This is a genomic window from Streptomyces sp. NPDC098101 (assembly GCF_044760185.1).
In the GTDB taxonomy this organism is placed as follows: Bacteria; Actinomycetota; Actinomycetes; order Streptomycetales; family Streptomycetaceae; genus Streptomyces.
Genome location: NZ_JBIWAS010000003.1, coordinates 848,225 through 869,696, shown reverse-complemented (window position 1 = coordinate 869,696; position 21,472 = coordinate 848,225). Strand labels below are relative to the sequence as shown.

13 protein-coding genes are annotated in these 21,472 nt (G+C 74.2%); 4 read left to right on the top strand and 9 right to left on the bottom strand.

The features are described 5' to 3' along the window. Positions 1–36: 36 nt before the first annotated feature. The gene (locus tag ACIQVI_RS16970; RefSeq protein ID WP_403596188.1) at positions 37–2,217 is read right to left on the bottom strand and encodes an ATP-dependent DNA helicase UvrD2; all 2,181 of its coding nucleotides are present in this window, start codon (positions 2,215–2,217) and stop codon (positions 37–39) included. Between the two features lie 235 nt (positions 2,218–2,452). Here ACIQVI_RS16970 and ACIQVI_RS16965 point away from each other — a divergent pair, with 235 nt between their 5' ends. After that, entirely contained in the window at positions 2,453–2,695 is a 243-nt protein-coding gene (locus tag ACIQVI_RS16965) for a mycoredoxin (protein WP_403596185.1), read from the top strand. 47 nt (positions 2,696–2,742) lie between these two features. Here the strand turns inward: ACIQVI_RS16965 and ACIQVI_RS16960 are convergent, their stop codons facing one another. Continuing rightward, a complete protein-coding gene (locus ACIQVI_RS16960; protein ID WP_403596182.1) occupies positions 2,743–3,900 on the bottom strand; it encodes an alkene reductase in 1,158 nt (385 codons plus the stop codon). 66 nt (positions 3,901–3,966) lie between these two features. On the opposite strand from ACIQVI_RS16960, the gene ACIQVI_RS16955 reads away from it, so the two are divergent. Then, positions 3,967–4,350 (top strand): MerR family transcriptional regulator, encoded by a 384-nt coding sequence (locus tag ACIQVI_RS16955; RefSeq protein ID WP_403596179.1) that lies wholly within the window; start codon positions 3,967–3,969, stop codon positions 4,348–4,350. 55 nt (positions 4,351–4,405) lie between these two features. Here ACIQVI_RS16955 and nudC read toward each other — a convergent pair whose 3' ends face one another. From nudC to ACIQVI_RS16930, 5 genes are all read right to left on the bottom strand, one after another. Beyond that, a complete protein-coding gene (nudC, locus tag ACIQVI_RS16950; protein ID WP_403596892.1) occupies positions 4,406–5,389 on the bottom strand; it encodes an NAD(+) diphosphatase in 984 nt (327 codons plus the stop codon). 64 nt (positions 5,390–5,453) lie between these two features. Further along, a complete protein-coding gene (locus ACIQVI_RS16945; protein ID WP_403596176.1) occupies positions 5,454–6,872 on the bottom strand; it encodes a dipeptidase in 1,419 nt (472 codons plus the stop codon). A 10-nt stretch (positions 6,873–6,882) separates the two neighbouring features. Next, the gene (locus ACIQVI_RS16940) at positions 6,883–10,485 is read right to left on the bottom strand and encodes a UvrD-helicase domain-containing protein (protein WP_403596173.1); all 3,603 of its coding nucleotides are present in this window, start codon (positions 10,483–10,485) and stop codon (positions 6,883–6,885) included. Positions 10,486–10,678: 193 nt separating this feature from the next. Beyond that, positions 10,679–14,389: an ATP-dependent helicase gene (locus tag ACIQVI_RS16935; protein ID WP_403596170.1), complete on the bottom strand. Its 3,711-nt coding sequence runs from the start codon at positions 14,387–14,389 to the stop codon at positions 10,679–10,681. 185 nt (positions 14,390–14,574) lie between these two features. Beyond that, the gene (locus ACIQVI_RS16930) at positions 14,575–14,997 is read right to left on the bottom strand and encodes an MGMT family protein (protein ID WP_351971562.1); all 423 of its coding nucleotides are present in this window, start codon (positions 14,995–14,997) and stop codon (positions 14,575–14,577) included. Positions 14,998–15,221: 224 nt separating this feature from the next. Between ACIQVI_RS16930 and ACIQVI_RS16925 the strand changes: the two genes are divergently transcribed. Further along, on the top strand, positions 15,222–17,885 hold the full coding sequence (locus ACIQVI_RS16925) for a lysylphosphatidylglycerol synthase domain-containing protein (protein WP_403596166.1): 2,664 nt from the start codon (positions 15,222–15,224) through the stop codon (positions 17,883–17,885). A gap of 120 nt (positions 17,886–18,005) precedes the next feature. Beyond that, a complete protein-coding gene (locus ACIQVI_RS16920) occupies positions 18,006–19,580 on the top strand; it encodes an alpha/beta hydrolase (protein ID WP_403596163.1) in 1,575 nt (524 codons plus the stop codon). 106 nt (positions 19,581–19,686) lie between these two features. Here the strand turns inward: ACIQVI_RS16920 and ACIQVI_RS16915 are convergent, their stop codons facing one another. Together ACIQVI_RS16915 and moeZ are read right to left on the bottom strand one after the other, a co-directional pair. Further along, positions 19,687–20,052, bottom strand: a complete 366-nt coding sequence (locus tag ACIQVI_RS16915; RefSeq protein ID WP_403596160.1) for a PRC-barrel domain-containing protein — start codon at positions 20,050–20,052, stop codon at positions 19,687–19,689. 200 nt (positions 20,053–20,252) lie between these two features. Further along, positions 20,253–21,431, bottom strand: a complete 1,179-nt coding sequence (gene moeZ, locus ACIQVI_RS16910; protein WP_356542484.1) for an adenylyltransferase/sulfurtransferase MoeZ — start codon at positions 21,429–21,431, stop codon at positions 20,253–20,255. Positions 21,432–21,472 lie beyond the last annotated feature (41 nt).

The window sequence follows — 21,472 nt, the reverse complement described above, 5'->3', positions numbered from 1 at the left end:
GGGGCAGGCGCAAACTATTTTTCCGACGAGTTTTCCTCAGAGCTCGTCGACCCCCTCCCCTCCCTCCTCACCTGCGCAGATGGCCAGGACGTCGGCTCCGAAGCGGTTCAGCTTGCGGGTGCCGACGCCGGAGATCGAGGCGAGCTCTCCGCCGGTGGCGGGGACGCGCTCGGCGATCGCCATGAGCGTCTTGTCGGTGAAGACGCAATAGGCCGGCTGGCCGAGCTCGCCCGCCCGCTCGGCGCGCCAGTCGCGGAGCCGCTCGTACAGGCCCTCGTCCATGTCCGAGGGGCAGTCCTCGCAGCGCATCAGCTTCATCGCGCCCGCCTCGGTGAGAGTCGCGCCGCAGACGCGGCAGAGGACGGGGCCGCGCGGCCTGCGCCGGGCGGTGGCGGTCCCCCGCTCGACGGAGGCCGGGCCGCCGCCGTGTCCCGTGGCGCCGAGGGGGCCGGAGCCGGGGCGCAGGCCCTTGAGGAAGCGGGTGGGGCGCCGGGAGGCCCGGCCGCCCGGGGAGCGGGAGAGGGCCCAGGAGAGCGTGAGGTGGACCCGGGCGCGGGTGACGCCCACGTACAGCAGGCGGCGCTCCTCCTCGACCTGCTCGTCGGTCTTGGCGTAGGTGATCGGCATCATGCCCTCGGTGAGGCCGACCAGGAAGACGGCGTCCCATTCGAGGCCCTTGGCCGCGTGCAGCGAGGCGAGGGTGACGCCCTGGACGGTCGGGACGTGCTGGGCGGCGGCCCGCTCGTCGAGTTCGGCGACCAGGTCGGAGAGGGTGGCGCCGGGCCGGGCGCGGACGAAGTCCTCGGCAAGCCGGACGAGGGCGGCGAGGGACTCCCAGCGGTCGCGGACGGCGCCGGATCCCGCGGGCGGCTCGGTGGTCCAGCCCTTGGTGGAGAGGACCGCCCTGACCTGCGCGGGCAGGTCCTCGGCGTCGTCGAGGAGGGAGTCGTTCCCCCCGGCGCGGGCCGCGCCGCGCAGGGCGATGCCCGCCTCCCGGACCTCCTGGCGCTCGAAGAAGCGCTCGGCGCCGCGGAGCTGGTAGGGCACCCCGGCGTCGGCGAGGGCCTGCTCGTAGATCTCGGACTGGGCGTTGATCCGGTAGAGGACGGCGATCTCGCCGGCCGGGACGCCGGCGGCGACGAGGTCGCGGACGCGGCGGGCGGTGCCCTCGGCCTCGGCGGGCTCGTCGGCGTACTCCGTGTGGACCGGCTCGGGGCCGGGGTCGCGCTGGGAGATCAGCTCCAGGCGGTGCTCGGCGGCCCGGCCCCGGGCCTGGGAGAGCAGTCCGTTGGCCAGGTGGACGACCTGGGGGGTGGAGCGGTAGTCGCGGACCAGCTTGACCACGGTGGCGCCGGGGTGCCGGGCGCGGAAGTTCAGCAGGTGGTCGGGGGTGGCGCCGGTGAAGGAGTAGATCGTCTGGCTGGCGTCGCCGACCACGCAGAGGTTGTCGCGGTCGCCGAGCCACAGGTCGAGCAGCCGCTGCTGGAGCGGGGAGACGTCCTGGTACTCGTCCACCACGAAGTGCTGGTACTGGCGGCGGACCTGGTCGGCGATGTCGTGCCGGTCCTGGAGGATGCCGACGGTGAGCAGCAGCACGTCCTCGAAGTCGATCACCGAGCGGTCGCGCTTCAGCTGCTCGTACGTGGCGTAGATCTGGCCGATCTCGGCCGGGTCGCGGGGGGCGTCCCTGAGGGACTTGGCGACGACGGCCGGATAGTCGGCGGGGACGGTCTGGGTGACCTTGGCCCATTCGATCTCGCCGGTGACGTCCCGCAGCTCGTTGCGGTCGAGCCGGATCCGGCAGCGGGCGGCGGCCTCGGCGACGAGCTGGACCTTCCGCTCCAGGAGCCGGGGCAGGTCGCCACCGACGGCTTTCGGCCAGAAGAACTGGAGCTGGCGGAGGGCCGCGGAGTGGAAGGTGCGGGCCTGGACGCCGCCCGCGCCGAGCTGCCGGAGCCGGCCGCGCATCTCGCCCGCGGCGCGGTTGGTGAAGGTGACGGCGAGCACGCCGGCGGGCTGGAGGACGCCCGCCCGGACCCCGTACGCGATCCGGTGGGTGATGGCCCGCGTCTTGCCCGTGCCGGCTCCCGCGAGCACGCACACCGGGCCGCTCAGGGCGAGCGCGACCTCGCGCTGCTCGGGGTCGAGTCCGTCGAGCACCGCGTCGGCCGTCTCCGGCACCTGGGGGAAGAGAGTGGAGTGCGTCGCTGCTGTCACCCCGCCATGCTGCCAGGTCGCGCGGGGCCGGTGCGTCGGGTTGTCCACAGGCGGGAGGCGCCGGTCATACGAATTCCGGGGCGGAGGGGCCGGGCCCCCGGCCGGTCCGGAAGCGGTCCGGAAGCAGTCCCGCGCCGGCCCGGAACCGGTTCCGGGAATGGGACGGACAGGGCGTACGTTCTCCTTCTCGGACCCGTCAGCGAACGCAAGCGAAGAACCAGAGGAGCGTCCGGCCATGCAGGGCACTGTGACGATGTACAGCACCACGTGGTGCGGCTACTGCCGTCGGCTGAAGAGCCAGATGGACCGCGAGGGCATCGCGTACACGGAGATCAACATCGAGCAGGACCCGGACTCGGCGGCGTTCGTCGAGAAGGCCAACGGCGGCAACCAGACCGTGCCGACCGTGCTCTTCCCGGACGGCTCCACCCTGACGAACCCGAGCCTCGCGCAGGTCAAGCAGAAGATCGGCACCTGATCGATTTTCGGCCACTGCGGCCGCCGCTCGCGTCACGCCCCCTTCGGTCACACCCGACCGGAGGGGGCGTTCTCGTGCTCCGGACGCTCCGACGGCCCGTCCGCGAGGGTCGGGTAGTCGGTGTAGCCGTTCTCGCCGCCCGTGTACATCAGGCCCTCCTCGCGGACGGGGTTGATCGCGGCCCCGGTCCGGAGGCGTTCGACGAGGTCGGGGTTGGCGAGGAAGGGACGGCCCAGGGAGATCAGGTCGGCCCCGGCGGCGAGGAGCCGCTCGGCCGCGTGCCGGCCGCCGTCGGCGGGCAGGGGCCCGCCCCAGCCCAGAACGGGATTGGCGATCAGGGTTCCCTCCCAGGTCTTCCGGATGTCCTGGAAGAGCGGCTGGTCCGGGTCGGCGAAGACGAGGTGCAGATAGGCCGGTCCGATGGGGGCGAGGGCGGCGACGAGGGCCGGGTAGACGTCCTCGGTGTCGCCCTCCTCGATGCCGTTGACGGTCAGGCCGGGCGCGAGCCGCACGCCCACCCGCTCGGGGCCGATCGCGTCGGCGACGGCCCGGACCACCTCGACAGTGAGGCGGATCCGCCCGGCGACGGAGCCGCCGTACGCGTCGGTGCGGAGGTTGGTGTTCTTCGCCAGGAACTGGTGCAGCAGGTAGCCGTTGGCGGAGTGGACCTCCACGCCGGCGAAGCCCGCGTCGACGGCCCTGCGGGCCGCGGCCGCGAAGTCGGCGACGGTGGCGCGGATCTCCTCCACGGTCATCTCGCGCGGGACGACGGCCTCCCGGCGTCCGCCCGGCGTGTGGATCGGCTCGGGGAGGGCGACCGGCGAGGGGGCGACGGGCGTGAGCCCGCTGTTGTCGGGGTGGCCGACCCGGCCGCCGTGCTGGAGCTGGAGGAACATCCGGCCGCCGGCCGCGTGCACGGCGTCGGTGACCCGCCGCCATCCGGCCACGTGGGCGTCGTTGTGGATGGCCGTGATGTTCGGGTAGGTCTGGCCCACGGCGTTCGGCGTGGAGGCCTCGGCGATGATCAGGCCGGCGGAGGCGCGCTGGGCGTAGTAGGTGGCCATGACGGGCTTCGGGACGCCGTCGGCCGTGGCGCGGTTGCGGGTCATCGGCGCCATCACCAGCCGGTTGGGCAGTTCCAGCGGGCCGAGACGGGCGGAGTCGAAGAGGCGGGAGGGGCGGGATGCGTCCGGTGCGTTCGTCATGCCCGTACGGTAGGAGTTGACACTGGTGTCAGGTTCAAGTCCGGTTCCGGCGAACGGGGATGTGACATGCGGATCGGTGAACTCGCCCGGCGCAGCGGGGTGAGCGAGAGGTCGCTGCGCTACTACGAGACGCAGGGCCTCCTGGCGTCCGAGCGCACGCCGGGAGGGCAGCGCGTCTTCGGCGCATGGGCGGTGGACCGCGTCATCCGCGTCCAGGCGCTGTACGCGGCCGGGCTCACCAGCAGGAAGATCGCGCTGCTGCTGCCCTGCATACGGGACACGGACGGGGCGGCGAGCGAGATCGCCACGCCCCGGCTCGTCGACGAGCTGAGCGCGGAGCGCGACCGCATCGACCGTACGATCGCGGACCTGGTGCGCTCCCGCGACGTCCTGGACGAGGTCATCTCCACGGCTGCCGCCTCCCTCGCGGGGGAGGCGGTCCGTTCCTGACCGGCCCGGGTCCGGGTCCCGGAGCGGGGTCCGGGCCCCGGGCGGGCCGCGCGGGTCAGAGCACGTCGCCCGGCTTCGGGAGCGGTCTGCCGTACCAGCGTTCGATCAGGCGGGAGGCGATCGAGATGCCGTACGGGGGGAGGACCTCGCCGGTCTCGAAGCCGGCGGCCAGCTCCTCGCGGGAGAACCAGCGGGCCTCGTGGATCTCCTCCCCGTCCACGGTGATCTCGGAGGAGGTGGCGCGGGCGAAGAAGCCCAGCATCAGGCTGGACGGGAAGGGCCAGGGCTGGCTGGCGACGTACTCGACCTCGCCGACCGTGACGCCCGCCTCCTCGAAGACCTCGCGCACCACCGACTGCTCGATGGACTCGCCCGGCTCGACGAAGCCGGCGAGGGTCGAGAAGCGGCCCTCCGGCCAGTGGACCTGGCGGCCGAGCAGGGCCCGGTCGTGCTCGTCCGTGACGAGCATGATCACCGCGGGGTCGGTGCGCGGGTAGTGCTCGGCGCCGCAGGCCTGGCAGCGGCGGATGTGCCCGGCCGCGGCGATGACCGTGCGCTCGCCGCAGCGCGAGCAGAAGCGGTGGAGGCGCTGCCAGTTCTCCAGGGCCACGGCGTGCACCATCAGGGCGGTGTCCCGGTCGGAGAGCAGCATCCCGGCCTCGCGCAGCCCGGCGGGGCGGGCGGACTGGTCCATGCGGCCGGGCAGGGAGTCCTTCTGGAGCGCGAAGTAGGAGACGCCGTCGGCGTCGGTGCCCAGGAAGTAGCGGTGGGTCTCGGTGACCGGGGCCTCGAACGCCGGGGTCATGACGAGTTCGGTGGTGCCGTCGGCCCGGTCGTCGATCAGCACCTGGCCGCCGGAGACCACGAAGACCCGGGTCGTGGGGTGGCTCCAGGCCGCCGCGAGCCACGCCTCGTCGAGGCGGTGGTGGGCGGCGCGGTCGATGCCGCTCGGGGCGGTGAGCGAGATCGGACGGTCCGCCGACGCGTGCGCCGGGGCCGGGGCGCCCGGCGCGTTCTCCGGGGCCGCCGCGTTGTTCAGGGCCGGCGCGTTCTTCAAGGTGCTCACAGGTTGCTTCCAACTCCCCCGGTTCGGTGTGGTGGGTTCAGCGCTCGGCGGCCCGGAGGGCGACGGGCAGGTCGCCCCAGAGATGAGCGGTCGTCTCGACGCCCTTCATGAGGAGATCGAGCTCGATCTTCTCGTTCGGGGCGTGCCAGCCGTCGGACGGGACGGAGATGCCGAGGAACAGGACGGGTGCCTCCAGGACGTCCTGGAGGTCGGCGGCCGGACCCGAGCCGCCCTCGCGGGTGTAGCGGACCTCGGCGCCGTCGAAGGCCCGGCTCATGGCCCCGGCCACCGCCTTCAGGGCGGGGTGGCCGAGGGGCGTGAGGCAGGGGCGGGTCGGGGCGCCGAAGACGATCTCGTACCGGATCCCGGCCGGGACGAGTCCGGCGAGCCAGTCCCGTACCGCGAGCTCGATCTTGGCCGGGTCCTGGCCGGCGACGAGCCGGAAGGAGAGCTTGAGGTGGGCGGAGGCGGGGACGATCGTCTTGCCGCCGGGGCCCTGGTAGCCGCCGCCGATGCCGTTGACCTCGGCGGTGGGGCGGGCCCAGACCCGCTCCAGGGTGGAGAAGCCGGCCTCGCCCAGGGTGCCGTGCGACTTGGCGGTGCGCAGCCAGGCCGCCTCGTCGAAGGGCAGCTCGGCGACGAGGGCCCGCTCGGTGTCGGTGAGCTCGGTCACGCCGTCGTAGAAGCCGGGGATCGCGACGCGCTCGGCGTCGTCGTGGAGGGCGGCGACGATCCGGCCGGCGACGGTGGCCGGGTTCGGCACGGCGCCGCCGAAGGAACCGGAGTGGATGTCCTGGTCGGGGCCGTACAGCTCGATCTCGCAGTCCGCGACCCCGCGCATTCCGGTGCAGACGGTGGGGGTGGTCTCGGACCACATGCCGGTGTCGGAGACGATCACGGCGTCGGCGGCGAGCCGCTCCGCGCGGGCCTCGACCAGCTCGCGGAAGTGCGGGGAGCCGGACTCCTCCTCGCCCTCGATCAGGAGCTTGAGGTGGACGGCGGGGGCCGTGCGGCCGGTGGCGGCGAGGTGGGCGCGGACGCCGAGGGTGTGGAAGAACACCTGGCCCTTGTCGTCGGCCGCCCCGCGCGCGTACATCCGGCCGTCGACCACGGTCGGCTCGAACGGGTCCGTGTGCCAGCCGTCCTCGCGGGCGGCGGGCTGCACGTCGTGGTGGCCGTAGACGAGGACGACCGGGGCGCCGGGGTCGTCCGAGGGCCACTCCGCGAAGACGGCGGGGGCGCCGGCGGTCTCCCAGACCTCGGCCGTCGTGAAGCCGGTCTCCGTGAGCTTGGCGGCGAGCCAGTCGGCGCTGCGCCGCACGTCACCGGCCCGCTCCGGCTGCGCCGAGACGGACGGGATGCGCAGCCACTCGGCGAGGTCGTCGAGGAAGGCGGTGCGGTGCCGCTCGATGTACGTGCGCACTGCGTGGACGGCGCTGTCCGGGGTCTCGCTCATACATATGAGCCTATCGGGCGTCCGGGGGTGCCCCGCCCAGCAGGATCGCCTCCAGCCCGGCCCGGCCGGGCAGCCGGGCGGGCCGGGCGACCTCGCCCGTCCGCACGTACACGAAGGCGGCGGCCACCTCCTCGGGCGCGAGGCCGTGCTGCTCGGCCCAGGCCAGCCGGTAGATCGCGAGCTGGAGCGGGTCGGCGCTGCGCGTCCGGCTGGTCTTCCAGTCGACGATCTCGTACGCGCCGGTCTCCGGGTCCCGGTAGACGGCGTCGATCCTGCCCCGGACGACCCGGCCCGCGAGGGAGAGGTGCACGGGGACCTCGACGCGGTACGGGGTGCGGCGGGCGTACGGGGTGCGGGCGAAGGCCTCCTTCAGCTCGTCCAGGTCCCGTTCGTCGAGGATCTCGGGCTCGCCCGCGAAGTCCTCGCCGCCGGGCAGCTCCTCCGGGCCGAGGAACGGCAGCGGCAGCTCCTCGTGGCGGGACTCCACCCACGCGTGGAAGCGGGTGCCCCGGCGGGCGGCGGGCTGCGGCGGCTTCGGCAGCGGCCGGGCCAGCTCCCGCGCGAAGCCGTCGGGGTCGGCGGCGAGGTGCAGCACCTGGGAGGCGGAGAGGTACGGGGGGAGCAGGACGTCCCGGGTGGTGGCGCGGGCGCGGCGGAGCTCGGTGGTGAGGGAGGTGAGGTCGCGGTCCCAGGAGGCGACGGTCCTGGCGTCCTCGGGGGTGAGGGCGCCGGGCCCGTCCGGGGCCCCGGGGTCTCCCGGGGTGCCGGTCCCTTCCGGGGCCCCGGGGTCTCCCTGGGCCGCGTACGCCTGCGGTCCCCGGGTCCCCGGGGCCGGGGCGTCGGTCCCTTGCGGGGCTCCGGGCTCCCGGGACACCGCCGGTTCGGGGGCGTCGGACTCCTCCGGAACCTCCTGCCCCGGGGCCCCGGGCCCCTCCGGCTCCGGGGGCCTCGGGGCCGGGACCGCGTCCGCGTGGGTGTCCTCGGGGAGGGACTCCTCGTCCTCGCCCCAGATCGGCTCCTCGTCCCAGACCGGCTCCTCGTCCTCCCGGGGTTCCCCGGGGCGCGGGTCCCCGAGGGCGGGTACCGCGCCCGTGGGGCCGCTCCCCTCCGTTCCGTCCTGCGGGGCGACCGCCCACAGCAGGGACGTCACCCGCTCCGCCGCTTCCCGGCGGCGCGCGAAGGACTCCCGGTCCAGCGGCAGCGGCCACGCCTCGTCGCGGTCCGCCGCCGCCAGGGTCGGGTTCTCCGCGCCCTCCTCCGGCGCGTCCGCCCAGGCCTCGATCTCGCCGTGCCCTGCCGCGCAGTGCTCGTACAGGGCGAGGAGGAAGTCCGAGGGGCCGCGGGGCTTCTTCTGGCTCGGGCCCCACCAGTGGCCGGAGCCGAGGAGGAGGGAGCGGGGGCGGGTGAAGGTGACGTAGCCCAGGCGCAGTTCCTCGGTGTGCTGGTGCTCGCGCATGTCGGTCTTGAACGCGGCGAGGGACTTGGCGTCCCAGGTGTCGATCGGCGGCAGCGTGGCGGCGTCGCCGCGCAGGGCGTGCGGCAGGACCTGCGGCTGGGAGGTCCACGCCTCGCGCGCGCGTGCGCTGGGGAACTGACCGGTGACCAGGCCGGGGACGGCGACGACGTCCCACTCCAGGCCCTTGGACTTGTGGGCGGTGAGGACCTTGACGGTGTTCTCGCCGCCGGGCAGGGCGCTGTCGAGGCCCTTCTCGAACTGGACGGCCGTGCGCAGGAAGCCGAGGAAGGCGAGGAGGGTGGCCTCGCCGTCGAGGGAGGCGAAGCCGGCGGCGACGTCGAGGAAGTGGCCGAGGGTCTCGCGGCGGCGGGCGGCGAGGGCGTGCGGGGACGCGGAGAGCTCGACCTCCAGGCCGGTCGTGGCGAGGACCCGGTGGAGCACGTCCATGAGGGGGTCGGCGAGGGAGGTGCGCAGGGAGCGCAGCTCGGCGGCGAGGCGGGCGAAGCGGACCCGGGCCTCGGCGGAGAAGGGCAGGCCGTCGTCGGGGGTGCCGCCGGAGTCGAGGAAGGTGTCGAGCGCGTCGGCGAGGGAGATCACCTCGGCCGGGTCGACGCCCTCGACGGCGGCGGCAAGCCGCTGCTCGGGGTCGGTCTCGCCGCTCCCCCGGTGCACCAGGAGGCGGGCGCGGCGGCCGAGGAGGGCGAGGTCGCGGGGGCCGATCCGCCAGCGGGGGCCGGTGAGGAGCCGTACGAGGGGGGCGTTGGCGCCCGGGTCCTGGAGGACCTCGCAGACGGCGACGAGGTCCGCGATCTCGGGCAGGTGGAGGAGGCCGGAGAGGCCGACGACCTCGACGGGCACGTCCCGGGCGACGAGGGCCGCGTGGATCGCGGGGAAGTCGGTGGCGGTGCGGCACAGGACGGCGATCTCGCCGGGCTCGCGGCCGGTGCGGACGAGGTGGGCGAGGGAGTCCGCGAGCCAGTCGAGCTCCTCGGCGTGGGTGGGCAGCAGGGCGATCCGCACGGTGCCGTCGTGCTCGGCGCCGGGTGCGGGCCGCAGCGCCTCCACGCCCGCGTGCAGAGCGCGCAGGGGGGCGGCGAGGCCGTTGGCGAGGTCGAGGAGGCGGCCGCCGCTGCGCCGGTTCTCGGAGAGCGCGTAGCGGCTCGCGGGGCTGCCGTCGCGGTGCGGGAAGTGCTCGGGGAAGTCGTCCAGGTTGGCGACGGAGGCGCCGCGCCAGCCGTAGATGGCCTGGCAGGGGTCGCCGACGGCGGTCACGGCGTGTCCGGTGCCCTGGCCGAAGAGACCGGAGAGCAGCAGCCGCTGGGCGACGGAGGTGTCCTGGTACTCGTCGAGGAGGACGACCCGGAACTCCTCGCGCAGGATCGTGCCGACCTCGGGCCGGGTGGTGGCGAGTTCGGCGGAGCGGGCGATCTGGTCGCCGAAGTCGAGCAGGTCGCGGGAGCGCTTGGCGGCCCGGTAGCGGACGACGAGGTCGAGCAGCTCGCGGCGGGCGGCGGCGGCCTCGGGGACCTTGCGCAGCTCGGCGTTGCTGAGCCTGGCGCCCGCGAGGGCGGTGAGCAGGTCGGAGTCGTACGCGCGGAGCCGGTCGGGCGGGACGAGGTGCTCGGCCAGTTCGGCGTCGAGGGCGAGCAGGTCGGTGATGAGGGTCGGGAAGGACCGGGTGAGCGCCGGGTACGGGCCGGGGGCCTCGCGGAGCACGCGCGCGGCGAGCTGGTAGCGGGTGGCGTCGGCGAGGAGCCGGGAGGTGGGCTCCAGGCCGATGCGGAGGCCGTGGTCGGTGAGGAGCTGCCCGGCGAAGGCGTGGTAGGTGGAGATGCGGGGTTCGCCGGGCGGGTTGTCGGGGTCGATCACGTCGGGGTCGGTGACGCCGGCGCGGACGAGGGCGGTGCGGACGCGCTCGGCGAGTTCGCCGGCGGCCTTGTTGGTGAAGGTGAGGCCGAGGACCTGCTCGGGGGCGACCTGGCCCGTGCCGACGAGCCAGACCACGCGGGCGGCCATCACCGTCGTCTTGCCGGAACCGGCTCCGGCCACGACGACCTGCGGGGCGAGCGGCGCGGTGATGCAGGCCGTCTGCTCCGGGGTGAACGGGATGCCGAGCAGCTCCTTGAGCTCCTCGGGGTCGCTGATGCGTGCGGTCACCGGAAGAGGCTAGCGGGGCGGTCGGACAGTGCCGGTCGGGCGCGGGCCCGGCGCCGGGCGTCCGGGGTGCCCCGTACCGGGAGTTACGGACGTCCTCCGCCGGGAGTTCCGGCGCGGGGCGCCGGGGGCTGCGGACGCCGTGCCCACGCGCGCGTGACCGACCTCTCTTTCCGACGGGGGCTCGCGCGCGTGGTTACTCGACCACGTGCCGGCCCTCCGGCCGGGCGCTGCACGAGGCGCGGAAGGAGCAGGTGGCGCAGTGCTGGCCGGTGGTGGGGGTGAAGCGCTCGTCGAGGACCCGGCCGGCGGCTCCGGCGAGCAGCTCCCCCACCCACTCCCCGGACAGCGGCTCCTGCGCCTGCACCTTCGGCAGGGCGTCGCCGCCCTCCTTCTTCGCGGCGGCCTGCCGCAGTTGTACGAGCTCGGCGCCGCCCGGCTCGGGGCGGCGGCCGTCGAAGACCTCGTCGAGGGCGCCCTCGCGGACGGCGAGCTGGTAGACGGCGAGCTGCGGGTGGCGGGCGACCTCGTCCTTGGTGGGGGCCGACTTCCCGGTCTTGAAGTCGACGACGTAGGCGCGGCCCTGCGCGTCGGTCTCGACGCGGTCCATGGAGCCCCGGATGCGGACCTCGTACTCCCCCGCCTCCAGGGTCACGTCGAAGTCGTGCTCGGAGGCGGCGGGGGTGCGGCCCGCGCGGTCCATGACGTGCCAGCTCAGGAAGCGTTCGAGCGCCACGCGCGCGTTCTGCTTCTCCTGGGCCGACTTCCAGGGGGCGTCGAAGGCGAGGGCGTCCCAGACGGAGTCCAGGCGGGCCATGAGGACGTCGAGGTCGGCCGGGGTGCGACCGGAGGCGACCTCGTCGGCGAGGACGTGGACGACGTTGCCGAAGCCCTGGGCGGCGGTGGCGGGTTCCGCGGCCTTGACCTCGCGGCCCAGGAACCACTGGAGCGAGCAGGTGCTGACGAGGTTGTCGAGGGAGCTGGGCGAGAGCGCGACGGGCCGGTCGCGCTCGCGGAGCGGGGCCGTGCTGCGCGTCGGCTCGAACAGGCCCCACCAGCGGTCCGGGTGCGCGGCCGGGACCAGCGGCTGGCCCTCGTCGTCGGTGAGGGCGGCGAGCCGGGCGAGGCGGTGGGCGGCGGCTTCCCGGAGGGCGGGCGAGGCGTCCGGGTCGACGGTGGTGGCGCGCAGCTCCGCGACCAGGGCGGAGACGGCGAGGGGGCGGCGGGGGCGGCCGGGCACGTCCTTCGGTTCCTCGCCGAACTCGGTGAGGAACCGGGAGGGCTGGTCGCCGTCCTCGGCGGCGGCCTTCACGGCGGTGACGACGAGCCGGTCACGCGCGCGCGTGGCGGCGACGTAGAAGAGGCGGCGCTCCTCGGCGAGGAGGGCGCCGGGGGTGAGGGGTTCGGCCAGGCCGTCGCGGCCGATGCGGTCGGCCTCCAGGAGGGAGCCGCGGCGGCGCAGGTCGGGCCAGAGGCCCTCCTGGACCCCGGCGACGACGACGAGGCTCCACTCCAGGCCCTTGGAGCGGTGCGCGGTCATGAGCCGGACGGCGTCCGGGCGGGTGTGGCGGCGGGTGAGGGTGTCGGCGGCGATGTCCTGGGCGTCGAGCTCTTCGAGGAAGTTGACGACGCCCCGGCCGCCGACGCGCTCCTCGGCGCGGGCGGCGGTCTCGAAGAGGGCGCAGACGGCGTCGAGGTCGCGGTCGGCGTTGCGCCCGGCGGGGCCGCCGCGCAGGGCCGCGCGCTCCAGGCGGCCGGACCAGGGGGTGCCCTTCCAGAGCTCCCAGAGGGCCTCCTCCGCGGTGCCGCCCGCGGCGAGCAGCGTCCGGGTGTCCCGCAGGAGCCTGCCGAGCCGCCGCACGCCGTGGGTGTACGCGGAGTCGTGGGCGACGAGCCGCTCGGGCTCGGCGAGCGCGCGGGCGAGCAGCACGTCGGAGGGCGGCGGCACCTTGTTCCCGGCGGCCCGCTCCTCGTCCCGCAGCGCCCGCCCGAGCCGCCGCAGGTCCGCCGGGTCGACCCCGGCGAGCGGCGAGGCGAGCAGCGCGAGCGCGGTCTCGGTGTCGAGCCACCCGCCGTCACCGTGCCGCCCCGGGCCCGCGCCCGCGCTTGACCCTCCGTCGGGCACGGCCCCGCCCGAAGCGGCCCCGGCAGGAGCGGTCCCGGCAGGAGCGGCTCCCTCAGACACGTTCCCGTCCGAAGCGGTCTCGTCAGGAGCGGCTCCGTCGAGCACGGCCCCGCCCGGACCGGTCCCGTCCGGGGCGCCCCCGTCAGGCACAGCTCCACCAGGCACGGCCCCGTCCGAAGCGGCCCCGTCCAAAGCGGCTCCGTCGAGCATGGCCCCGTCCGGACCGGTCCCGTCCGGGGCGGTCCCCTCGGAAACGTCCCCGTCCCGAGCCGCGTCGCCGTCGGGGCCCTCCTCGCGTACGACATCCCGGACATCGTCGACCGAATCGTCCCGTACGGGCTCCGCGGTGGGACCGGACGCCGGGGCCGGCGCGCCCTCGTCGGAGCCGCCCGGCGGGGTCCCCGCTCCCGATACCGCCCGCAGGGCGAGGAGCAGCGGGGCCACCGCCGGTTCGTGGCGGAGGGGGGTGTCCGCCGCGTCCGTCTCGACCGGGACGCCCGCCGAGGTGAGGGCGCGGCGGAGGGCCGGCAGGGAGGCCCCGGCGCGGGTGAGGACGGCCATGTCCTGCCAGGGGACCCCGTCCTCCAGGTGCGCGCGGCGCAGCAGGTCCGCGACGTTCTCGGCCTCCGCCGAGGCCGTGGGGTAGGTGTACGCCTCCGCCCGGCCCCCGTCCCGCACCGCCGTCAGCTCGCGGTGGGCGCGGACCCGGTCGGCGGGCAGCCGGGGCACCGGCATCCGCCGGGCGAGCTCCCGGGTGGCGGCGAGGAGCCGCGCGCCGGAGCGCCGGGAGGTGCGCAGGACCCGGACGGGCGCGCCGCCGAAGGAGGCGGGGAAGTCGAGGATGCCGTTCACGTCGGCGCCCCGGAACGCGTAGATGGACTGGTCCGGGTCGCCGAAGGCGACCACCGTGTTCCGGCCGCCGCCCGCGAGCGCGTGGAGGAGCCGGACCTGTGCCGGATCGGTGTCCTGGTACTCGTCGACGTACACCGCGTCGTACCGGGGCAGGGTGACGCTCCCGGCGAGCAGGACGGCCCGGTGGACCAGCTCCGTGTAGTCGAGGACGCCCTGGAGGTCGAGGACGTCGAGGTACTCGGCGAGGAAGCCGGCCGCCGCCTTCCAGTCGGGGCGGCCGACCCGGTCGGCGAAGCGGGCGAGGGCGTCCGGTTCGAGGCCCAGTTCCCGCGAGCGCGCGAGGACGGCCCGCACCTCGTCGGCGAAGCCCCGGGTGGTGAGGCAGGCGCGCAGTTCGTCGGGCCAGCGGACCCCGCCGAGGCCGCTCCTCTCCAGGTCGATCTGGCCGGCGAGCAGCTCGCGCACCGCGAGGTCCTGCTCGGGTCCGGAGAGCAGACGGAGCGGTTCCGCGAAGAGCCCGGCGTCCTGGTGGGCGCGGATCAGGGCGTAGCAGTACGAGTGGAAGGTCGTCGCCTGCGGCGGGCGGCGGCCGCCGAGCCGGGTCGCCATCCGGTCGCGGAGTTCGACGGCGGCCTTGCGGCTGAAGGTGAGGACGAGGAGCCGCTCGGGGTCGGCACCCTTCTCCATCCGGGCCGCGACCGCCTCGACCAGGGTGGTCGTCTTGCCGGTGCCGGGTCCGGCGAGGACGAGGAGGGGTCCGCCGTCGTGCTCAACCACTTCCCGCTGGGCCGCGTCCAGTCGAGGGGGATCCAGCGGGGCCGGCGCGGTGCGCACCAGCCGGTACGCGCCCGGGGTCCGCTGCCGTCCCGGACCCGGGTGCGGCTGTCCCTGGTGCGGCGGCGTACGCCGGGTGGTGGAGGAGGAGCTCACGTGGATCGCCGGTCCTGGTGGGTGTGGTGGTGCGGGTGAGGCGGCCGTGTGCGGTGGCCGCCCCGGAAGACGCGAACGACGACGTTACGCGAAGCCGGAGGGCGACGAGCCGTACTCCGCACCGCTCCCCGTACCGCGTCCGGTCCGTCCGTCCCGCCCGGCCCGCGCCTCCTGGGCCGATGCCCTCACGTGTGAGTTCCGGCACCCCCGGGGGCACCGCCGGCGTCGTTCCCGGCCGCGTCCGTGACGCCGTCCCACCGGGCCCGCCGCATGTCGATCCTGGGCACGTGCCCCTCGGACGCCGGGCCCGCCTGCCGCAGCGGCGTGCCCTCCTCGCGGTAGTGGGCGAGGGCCCGGAGCTCGGCGCCGGGCAGCAGCGTGCCGTCCGCGCGGACCACGCGCCACCACGGCGCCGCCCCGCCGTACAGGGCCATCACCCGGCCGACCTGGCGCGGTCCGCCCTCCTCCAGCCACTCGGCGACGTCGCCGTAGGTCATCACGCGGCCCGGCGGGATCGCGTCCGCGACGTCGAGCACCCGCTCCGCGTACGGGGGCAGCTCCTCCACGTCCCCGGGCCGTTCCTCCGGTGCTCCTCCGGTCTTCCCCACGGGCCCCTCCACCCTCGTCCGTCCCGTCCCACGGGCCCCTCCGGGCTCCCGCGCCCCATCCTGCCTCACGCCACCGACATGGCCCTGATGCCTCCGCCCGGCGGCTCTTCGTGCCACCATCGTGCGGGCGGTGACTGGTGATACGAGATCAAGAGCGACAAGAGCGACACGTACGGGAACGCGTACGAGAACGAGAACGACACGGCGCGCGGGCAGAGACGGACATGGTGATGGGGCAGGACACGCAGCCTCCCGAGGAGGGCAGGGCCGACGTGCCCGAGCGGGTCTCCGGCGACGAACCGCTGCTCGCGGCCCGTGTCCACCGGCCCTCCGACCTGATGCGGCTGCTCGGCGGCCTGCTCGCGATCGGGCTCGTCCTCGCCGTCGCCGCATTCGCCCACGCCACCACCTCCGGCCTGGAGAAGGACATCAACGAGGGCGCCGGCGGCGCCCCGGACGTCTTCGTCAGGATCGCCGGCCTCGTCTCCTCCATCGCCGTCCTCCTCGTCCCGGTCGCCTTCGCCATCGAGCGGCTGATCAAACGCGACGGGCTGCGGATCGCGGACGGCGTGCTCGCCGCCGTCCTCGCGCACGGCGTCACCCTCGCCACCGACCTCTGGGTCGCCGAGGCCGCGCCCGGCACGATCCGGGACGCGCTGACCCAGCCGCAGTCCGGGGGCGGCCTGACCGACCCGGTGCACAACTACCTCGCCCCGGTGATCGCGTACATGACCGCCGTCGGGATGGCCCGAAGACCCCGCTGGCGGGTGTCGCTCTGGGTGGTGCTGCTGCTCGACGCGTTCACCATGCTGGTGGCCGGCTACACCACGGCCCTCTCGATCGTCCTGACCGTCCTCATCGGCTGGACGGTGGCGTACGGCACGCTGTACGCGGTCGGCTCGCCGAACGTCCGGCCCACCGGGCAGACCCTCCTCGCCGGTCTGCGCCGGGTCGGCTTCCGGCCGGTGACGGCGCTGCGCGCGGAGGGCGTGCCCGACTCCGCCGACAGCGGGGACCGGGGCCGCCGGTACATCGTGACCCTGGAGGACGGCCCACCGCTCGACGTCACCGTCGTCGACCGGGAGCAGCAGGCGCACGGCTTCTTCTACCGCGCGTGGCGGCGGATCACCCTGCGGACGATCACCACCCGCCGCTCCATCGTCTCGCTGCGCCAGGCCCTGGAGCAGGAGGCGCTCCTCGCGTACGCGGCGATCGCCGCCGGGGCGAACGCGCCGAAGCTGATCGCCACCTCGGAGCTCGGCCCGGACGCCGTGATGCTCGTGTACGAGCACATCGGGGGCCGCAGCCTGGACGCGCTGGACGACGACGAGATCACCGACGACCTGGTCCGCAGCGCCTGGCGGCAGGTGAAGGCGCTCCAGTCGCGGCGGATCGCGCACCGCAGGCTCACCGGCGACGCCATTCTGGTGGATCGTTCCGGCAGGGTGGTCCTCACCGATCTGCGGGGCGGCGAGATCGCGGCCGGCGACCTGGTCCTGCGGATGGACGTCGCCCAGCTGCTGACCACCCTCGGGCTGCGGGTCGGGGCCGAGCGGACGGTCGCCGCGGCCGTCGAGGTGCTCGGCCCGGACACGGTCGCGGACTGTCTGCCGCTGCTCCAGCCGATCGCCCTGAGCCGCTCCACGCGCGCGACGCTGCGGAAGCTGGCGCGGGAGCGGTCGGCGCGGGAGCGGGAGGCCGTCCTCGCGGCCTCCGAGGCGGCCAAGCGCGAGCGGGAGCTCGCCAAGACCGAGGCCGCCGACGCCGCCGCGGACCGGGTCGTCGTGCGGACGGAGACGAAGGCCGAGACCAAGGCCGAGAAGAAGGCGGACAAGAAGGCCGAGAAGCGGGCCCTGGACACGGCGCTCGACGAGGCCCGCGAGGAGGACCTGCTCGCCCAGATCCGGCAGCAGGTGCTGCTGATCCGCCCGCAGGCCCCGGTGGAGCCGGTGCGCCTGGAGCGGATCAAGCCGCGGACCCTGGTCAGTCTGATCGCGGGCGCGGTCGCCGCGTACTTCCTGCTCTCGCAGATCGCCCGCACCCCGCTGTCGACGATCAGCCAGGCGGACTGGCGGTGGGTGGCGGCGGCGGTGCTGTTCTCGGCGCTGAGCTACGTGGCGGCGGCGATGAGCCTGCTGGGCTTCGTGCCCGAGCGGGTCGGCTTCTGGCGGACGGTGGTGGCGCAGGTCGCCGGCTCGTTCGTGAAGATCGTTGCCCCGGCGGCGGTCGGCGGCGTCGCCCTGAACACCCGCTTCCTCCAGCGGGCCGGGGTCCGGCCGGGGCTCGCGGTGGCCAGCGTGGGCGCCTCGCAGCTCTTCGGGCTCGGGGCGCACATCCTGCTCCTGCTCGCCTTCGGCTATCTGACGGGGACGGAGAAGTCGCAGTCCTTCACCCCGTCGAGGACGGTCATCGCCGGGCTGCTCACGGTCGCGGTGCTCGTCCTGGTGGTGACGGCGATCCCGTTCATGCGCAAGTTCGTGTCGACCCGGCTGCGCTCGCTCTTCGCGGGCGTGGTGCCGCGCATGTTGGACGTGCTCCAGCGGCCGGTGAAGCTGCTGACCGGCATCGGCGGGATGCTGCTGCTCACCGGCGCGTTCGTGCTCTGTCTGGACGCCTCGATCCGGGCCTTCGGCCACGACAGCCAGTCGATCAGCTACGCGAGCGTGGCCGTCGTCTTCCTCGCGGGCAACGCGCTCGGCTCGGCGGCGCCCACGCCGGGCGGCGTCGGCGCGGTCGAGGGCGCGCTCACCTTCGGCCTGGTGGCGGTGGGCCTCCCCCTGGAGGTGGCGACCCCGGCGGTGCTCCTCTACCGCCTGCTCACCCTGTGGCTGCCGGTCCTGCCGGGCTGGCTCTGCTTCAACTGGCTGACGAGGCGCGAGGCGCTGTAGGGCCCGTCCGGCGGATCGGGCGCGGCCCCGGCCGTGATCCGCCGGACGGCCCGACACGCCCGGCCACCCGCTTGGCCCCCCTCCCGCGCGAACGCGCGGGCGACGGCCCACCATGGATCCATGCCGACCTCCGCAGCCCACCGCGCCGCCCTGCTCGCCGCCACCGCCGTGCTGCTCGCCGCCGGGTGCTCGGACGGCGGGGACGACGCCGCGGAGCCGCCGAAGGAGTCGGGCCCCAGCGGCCGCCCGGCGCTGACCGCGCAGAAGCTGTCCTGGGCGCCCTGTCCGCCGCCGTCCGCGGCCGAGGGCGGCGGTCCCGCGCCGTCCGCGCTGCCCGGCGGCGGCTCCTGGGAGTGCGCGTTCCTCCAGACCCCGCTCGACTGGTCGAAGCCGGAGGGCGAGACCATCGAGCTGGCCCTCATCCGGGCCCGCGCCCGGGAGGCCTCCCGCCGGATCGGCTCCCTGGTCTTCAACTTCGGCGGCCCCGGCGGCTCCGGCATCACCGGCCTGCCGAGCTTCGCCGAGGACTACGAGACCCTGCGCGGCCGCTACGACCTGGTCTCCTTCGACCCGCGCGGGGTGGGCCGCAGCGATCCCGTCGAGTGCCTGGGCGACAAGGAGCTCGACGCGTACTACGCCCTGGACTTCACGCCCGACGACGCGGCCGAGGAGCGGACGCTGTCCGACGCGCAGAAGAAGTACGCGGCCGGCTGCGAGAAGGACTCGGGTCCCTCCCTGCCGCACGTCGGCACCGAGAACGCGGCCCGGGACATGGACCTGATGCGCCAGGTCCTCGGTGACGAGAAGCTGCACTACTTCGGCATCTCGTACGGGACGGAGCTCGGCGGGGTCTACGCCCACCTGTTCCCGAAGAACGTCGGCCGGGCCGTCTTCGACGCCGTCGTCGACCCGGAGGCGGGCGTCGAGGACGGCGCCCTCGGCCAGGCGAAGGGCTTCCAGCTGGCCCTGGACAACTTCGCCCAGGACTGCGTGGACCGGGGCGACGAGTGCACCCTGCCCGGCTCCAGCGTCGCCGAGATCGAGACCTTCATCACCGACCTCCTGGCCTCCCTCGACAAGAAGCCGATCGCCGGGATCGGGGACCGCAAGCTGACCCAGACGCAGGCCACCAACGGCATCGCGCAGGCCCTGTACTCGAAGGAGTTCTGGACCTATCTGGAGCAGGGGCTCGACGCGGCCGACGGCGGCGACGGGGCGCTGCTGCTCTCGCTCTCCGACTCGATGAACGGGCGCAGCCAGAACGGCTCGTACAGCAACATCCAGGCCGCCAACGCCGCCATCAACTGCGTGGACTTCAAGGAGCGCTACACCCTGGGCCAGGCGAAGGAGCGGCTCGGCGAGTTCCGCGAGGCCTCGGCCGTCTTCGGGGACTTCATGGGCTGGTCGCTCGCGGGCTGCTCGCAGTGGCCGGTGCCGGGGACCTGGGAGCACCCGGACGTCTCGGCGCCCGGCTCGGCGCCGATCCTGGTGATCGGCAACACCGGCGACCCGGCCACGCCGTACGAGGGCGCCCGGGCGATGGTGAACGCGCTCGGCAAGGGCGTCGGCGTGGAGCTGACGTACGAGGGCCAGGGGCACGGCGCCTACAACGGCGGCAGCGCGTGCGTGAAGAAGGCGGTGGACGCGTACCTGCTGGACGGGAAGGTGCCGAAGTCCGGGACCGTCTGCAAGTAGCGCGGAATAGCGAGAAGAAGAAATCAAATATGCCCGCCGGCCGGAAACCGTGATGGTTTCCGGCCGGCGGGCATATTCCGGGGAAATGCGGGTCCCGGCCCGGAGGTCAGATCCGCGGGCCGTGGCCGTGGTAGTAGCCGCCGACCTCGTCGTGGTAACCCGGGTTGCCGAGGTGCTTTTCCTTGTCGAACTCGGGGGCGCTCTTGATCTCGTCCTTGGTGCGGGCGATGTAGACGGTCTCGTTGGCCGTGTCGACGTGCTTCACGGTGCCCGCCGGCAGCAGGACCTCCTTGCCGAAGATCCAGACGCCCGTGTCGACCACGATGTACTGCGAGTCGACGTCGTTGGAGTGCTTGTCGACCTTCCCGATGTGGCCGTCGGTCGCCTCGACGCGGTAGCCCGTCAGGTCGGTTCCCGCGTCGTAGCCGGAGGCCGATCCGTAGTTCCACACGTTGTTTTCGGGGGTGGTCACGAGAATCCTCCTGAGACGAATGCGATGTCCGGGGTCATCGGGTCCGGTTGTCCGACCGGCCCTGCACTCCGTCTCTCTCGGATTCTCCGATTCAAACCCGGGAATTCTCGCATCGCTTCGTCCGGAAACGCCGGAGGGGCCGTCGGCCACGAGGATCCTCGTGGCCGACGGCCCCCGGCCGTGCGGGTCCGCCCGGTTGGTCAGTAGACCGGCTTCTCGGGCTCGATCTGGTGGACCCAGCCGATCACGCCGCCGCCGACGTGCACGGCGTCCGCGAAGCCCGCGGACTTGAGCACGGCGAGGACTTCCGCACTGCGGACACCCGTCTTGCAGTGCAGGACGATCCGCTTGTCCTGCGGGAGGTCCTGGAGGGCGGTGCCCATCAGGAACTCGTTCTTGGGGATCAGACGGGCGCCGGGGATCGAGACGATCTCGTACTCGTTCGGCTCGCGGACGTCGATGATGTCGATGTTCTCGCCGTCGTCGATCCACTCCTTGAGCTGCTTGGGAGTGATCGTCGCGCCGGCCGCCGCCTCCTGGGCCTCCTCGGACACGACGCCGCAGAAGGCCTCGTAGTCGATGAGCTCGGTGACGGTCGGGTTCTCGCCGCAGACCGCGCAGTTGGGGTCCTTGCGGACCTTGACCTGGCGGTACTGCATCTCCAGGGCGTCGTAGATCATCAGGCGGCCGACCAGCGGGTCGCCCACGCCGGCCAGGACCTTGATGGCCTCGGTGACCTGGATGGAGCCGATGGACGCGCAGAGCACGCCCAGGACGCCGCCCTCGGCGCAGGACGGGACCATGCCCGGCGGCGGGGGCTCCGGGTAGAGGCAGCGGTAGCAGGGGCCGTACTCGGACCAGAAGACCGACGCCTGGCCGTCGAAGCGGTAGATCGAGCCCCAGACGTACGGCTTGTTCAGCAGCACGCAGGCGTCGTTGACCAGGTAGCGGGTGGCGAAGTTGTCCGTGCCGTCGACGATCAGGTCGTACTGGCCGAAGATCTCCAGGACGTTGTCGGCCTCGAGCCGCTCCTCGTGAAGGACCACGTTCACGTACGGGTTGATGCCGAGCACGCTGTCGCGCGCCGACGCCGCCTTGGAGCGGCCGATGTCGGCCTGGCTGTGGATGATCTGGCGCTGGAGGTTCGACTCGTCGACCTCGTCGAACTCCACGATGCCGAGCGTGCCCACGCCGGCGGCGGCCAGGTACATCAGCGCCGGCGAGCCGAGGCCACCGGCGCCGACGCACAGCACCTTGGCGTTCTTCAGCCGCTTCTGCCCGTCCATCCCGACGTCCGGGATGATCAGGTGGCGGGAGTACCTGCGGACCTCGTCTACGGTGAGCTCGGCGGCCGGCTCGACCAGGGGTGGCAGCGACACGGGGACTCCGGTGGTCGGTATGTCAGTACGGTTGTTCTCCC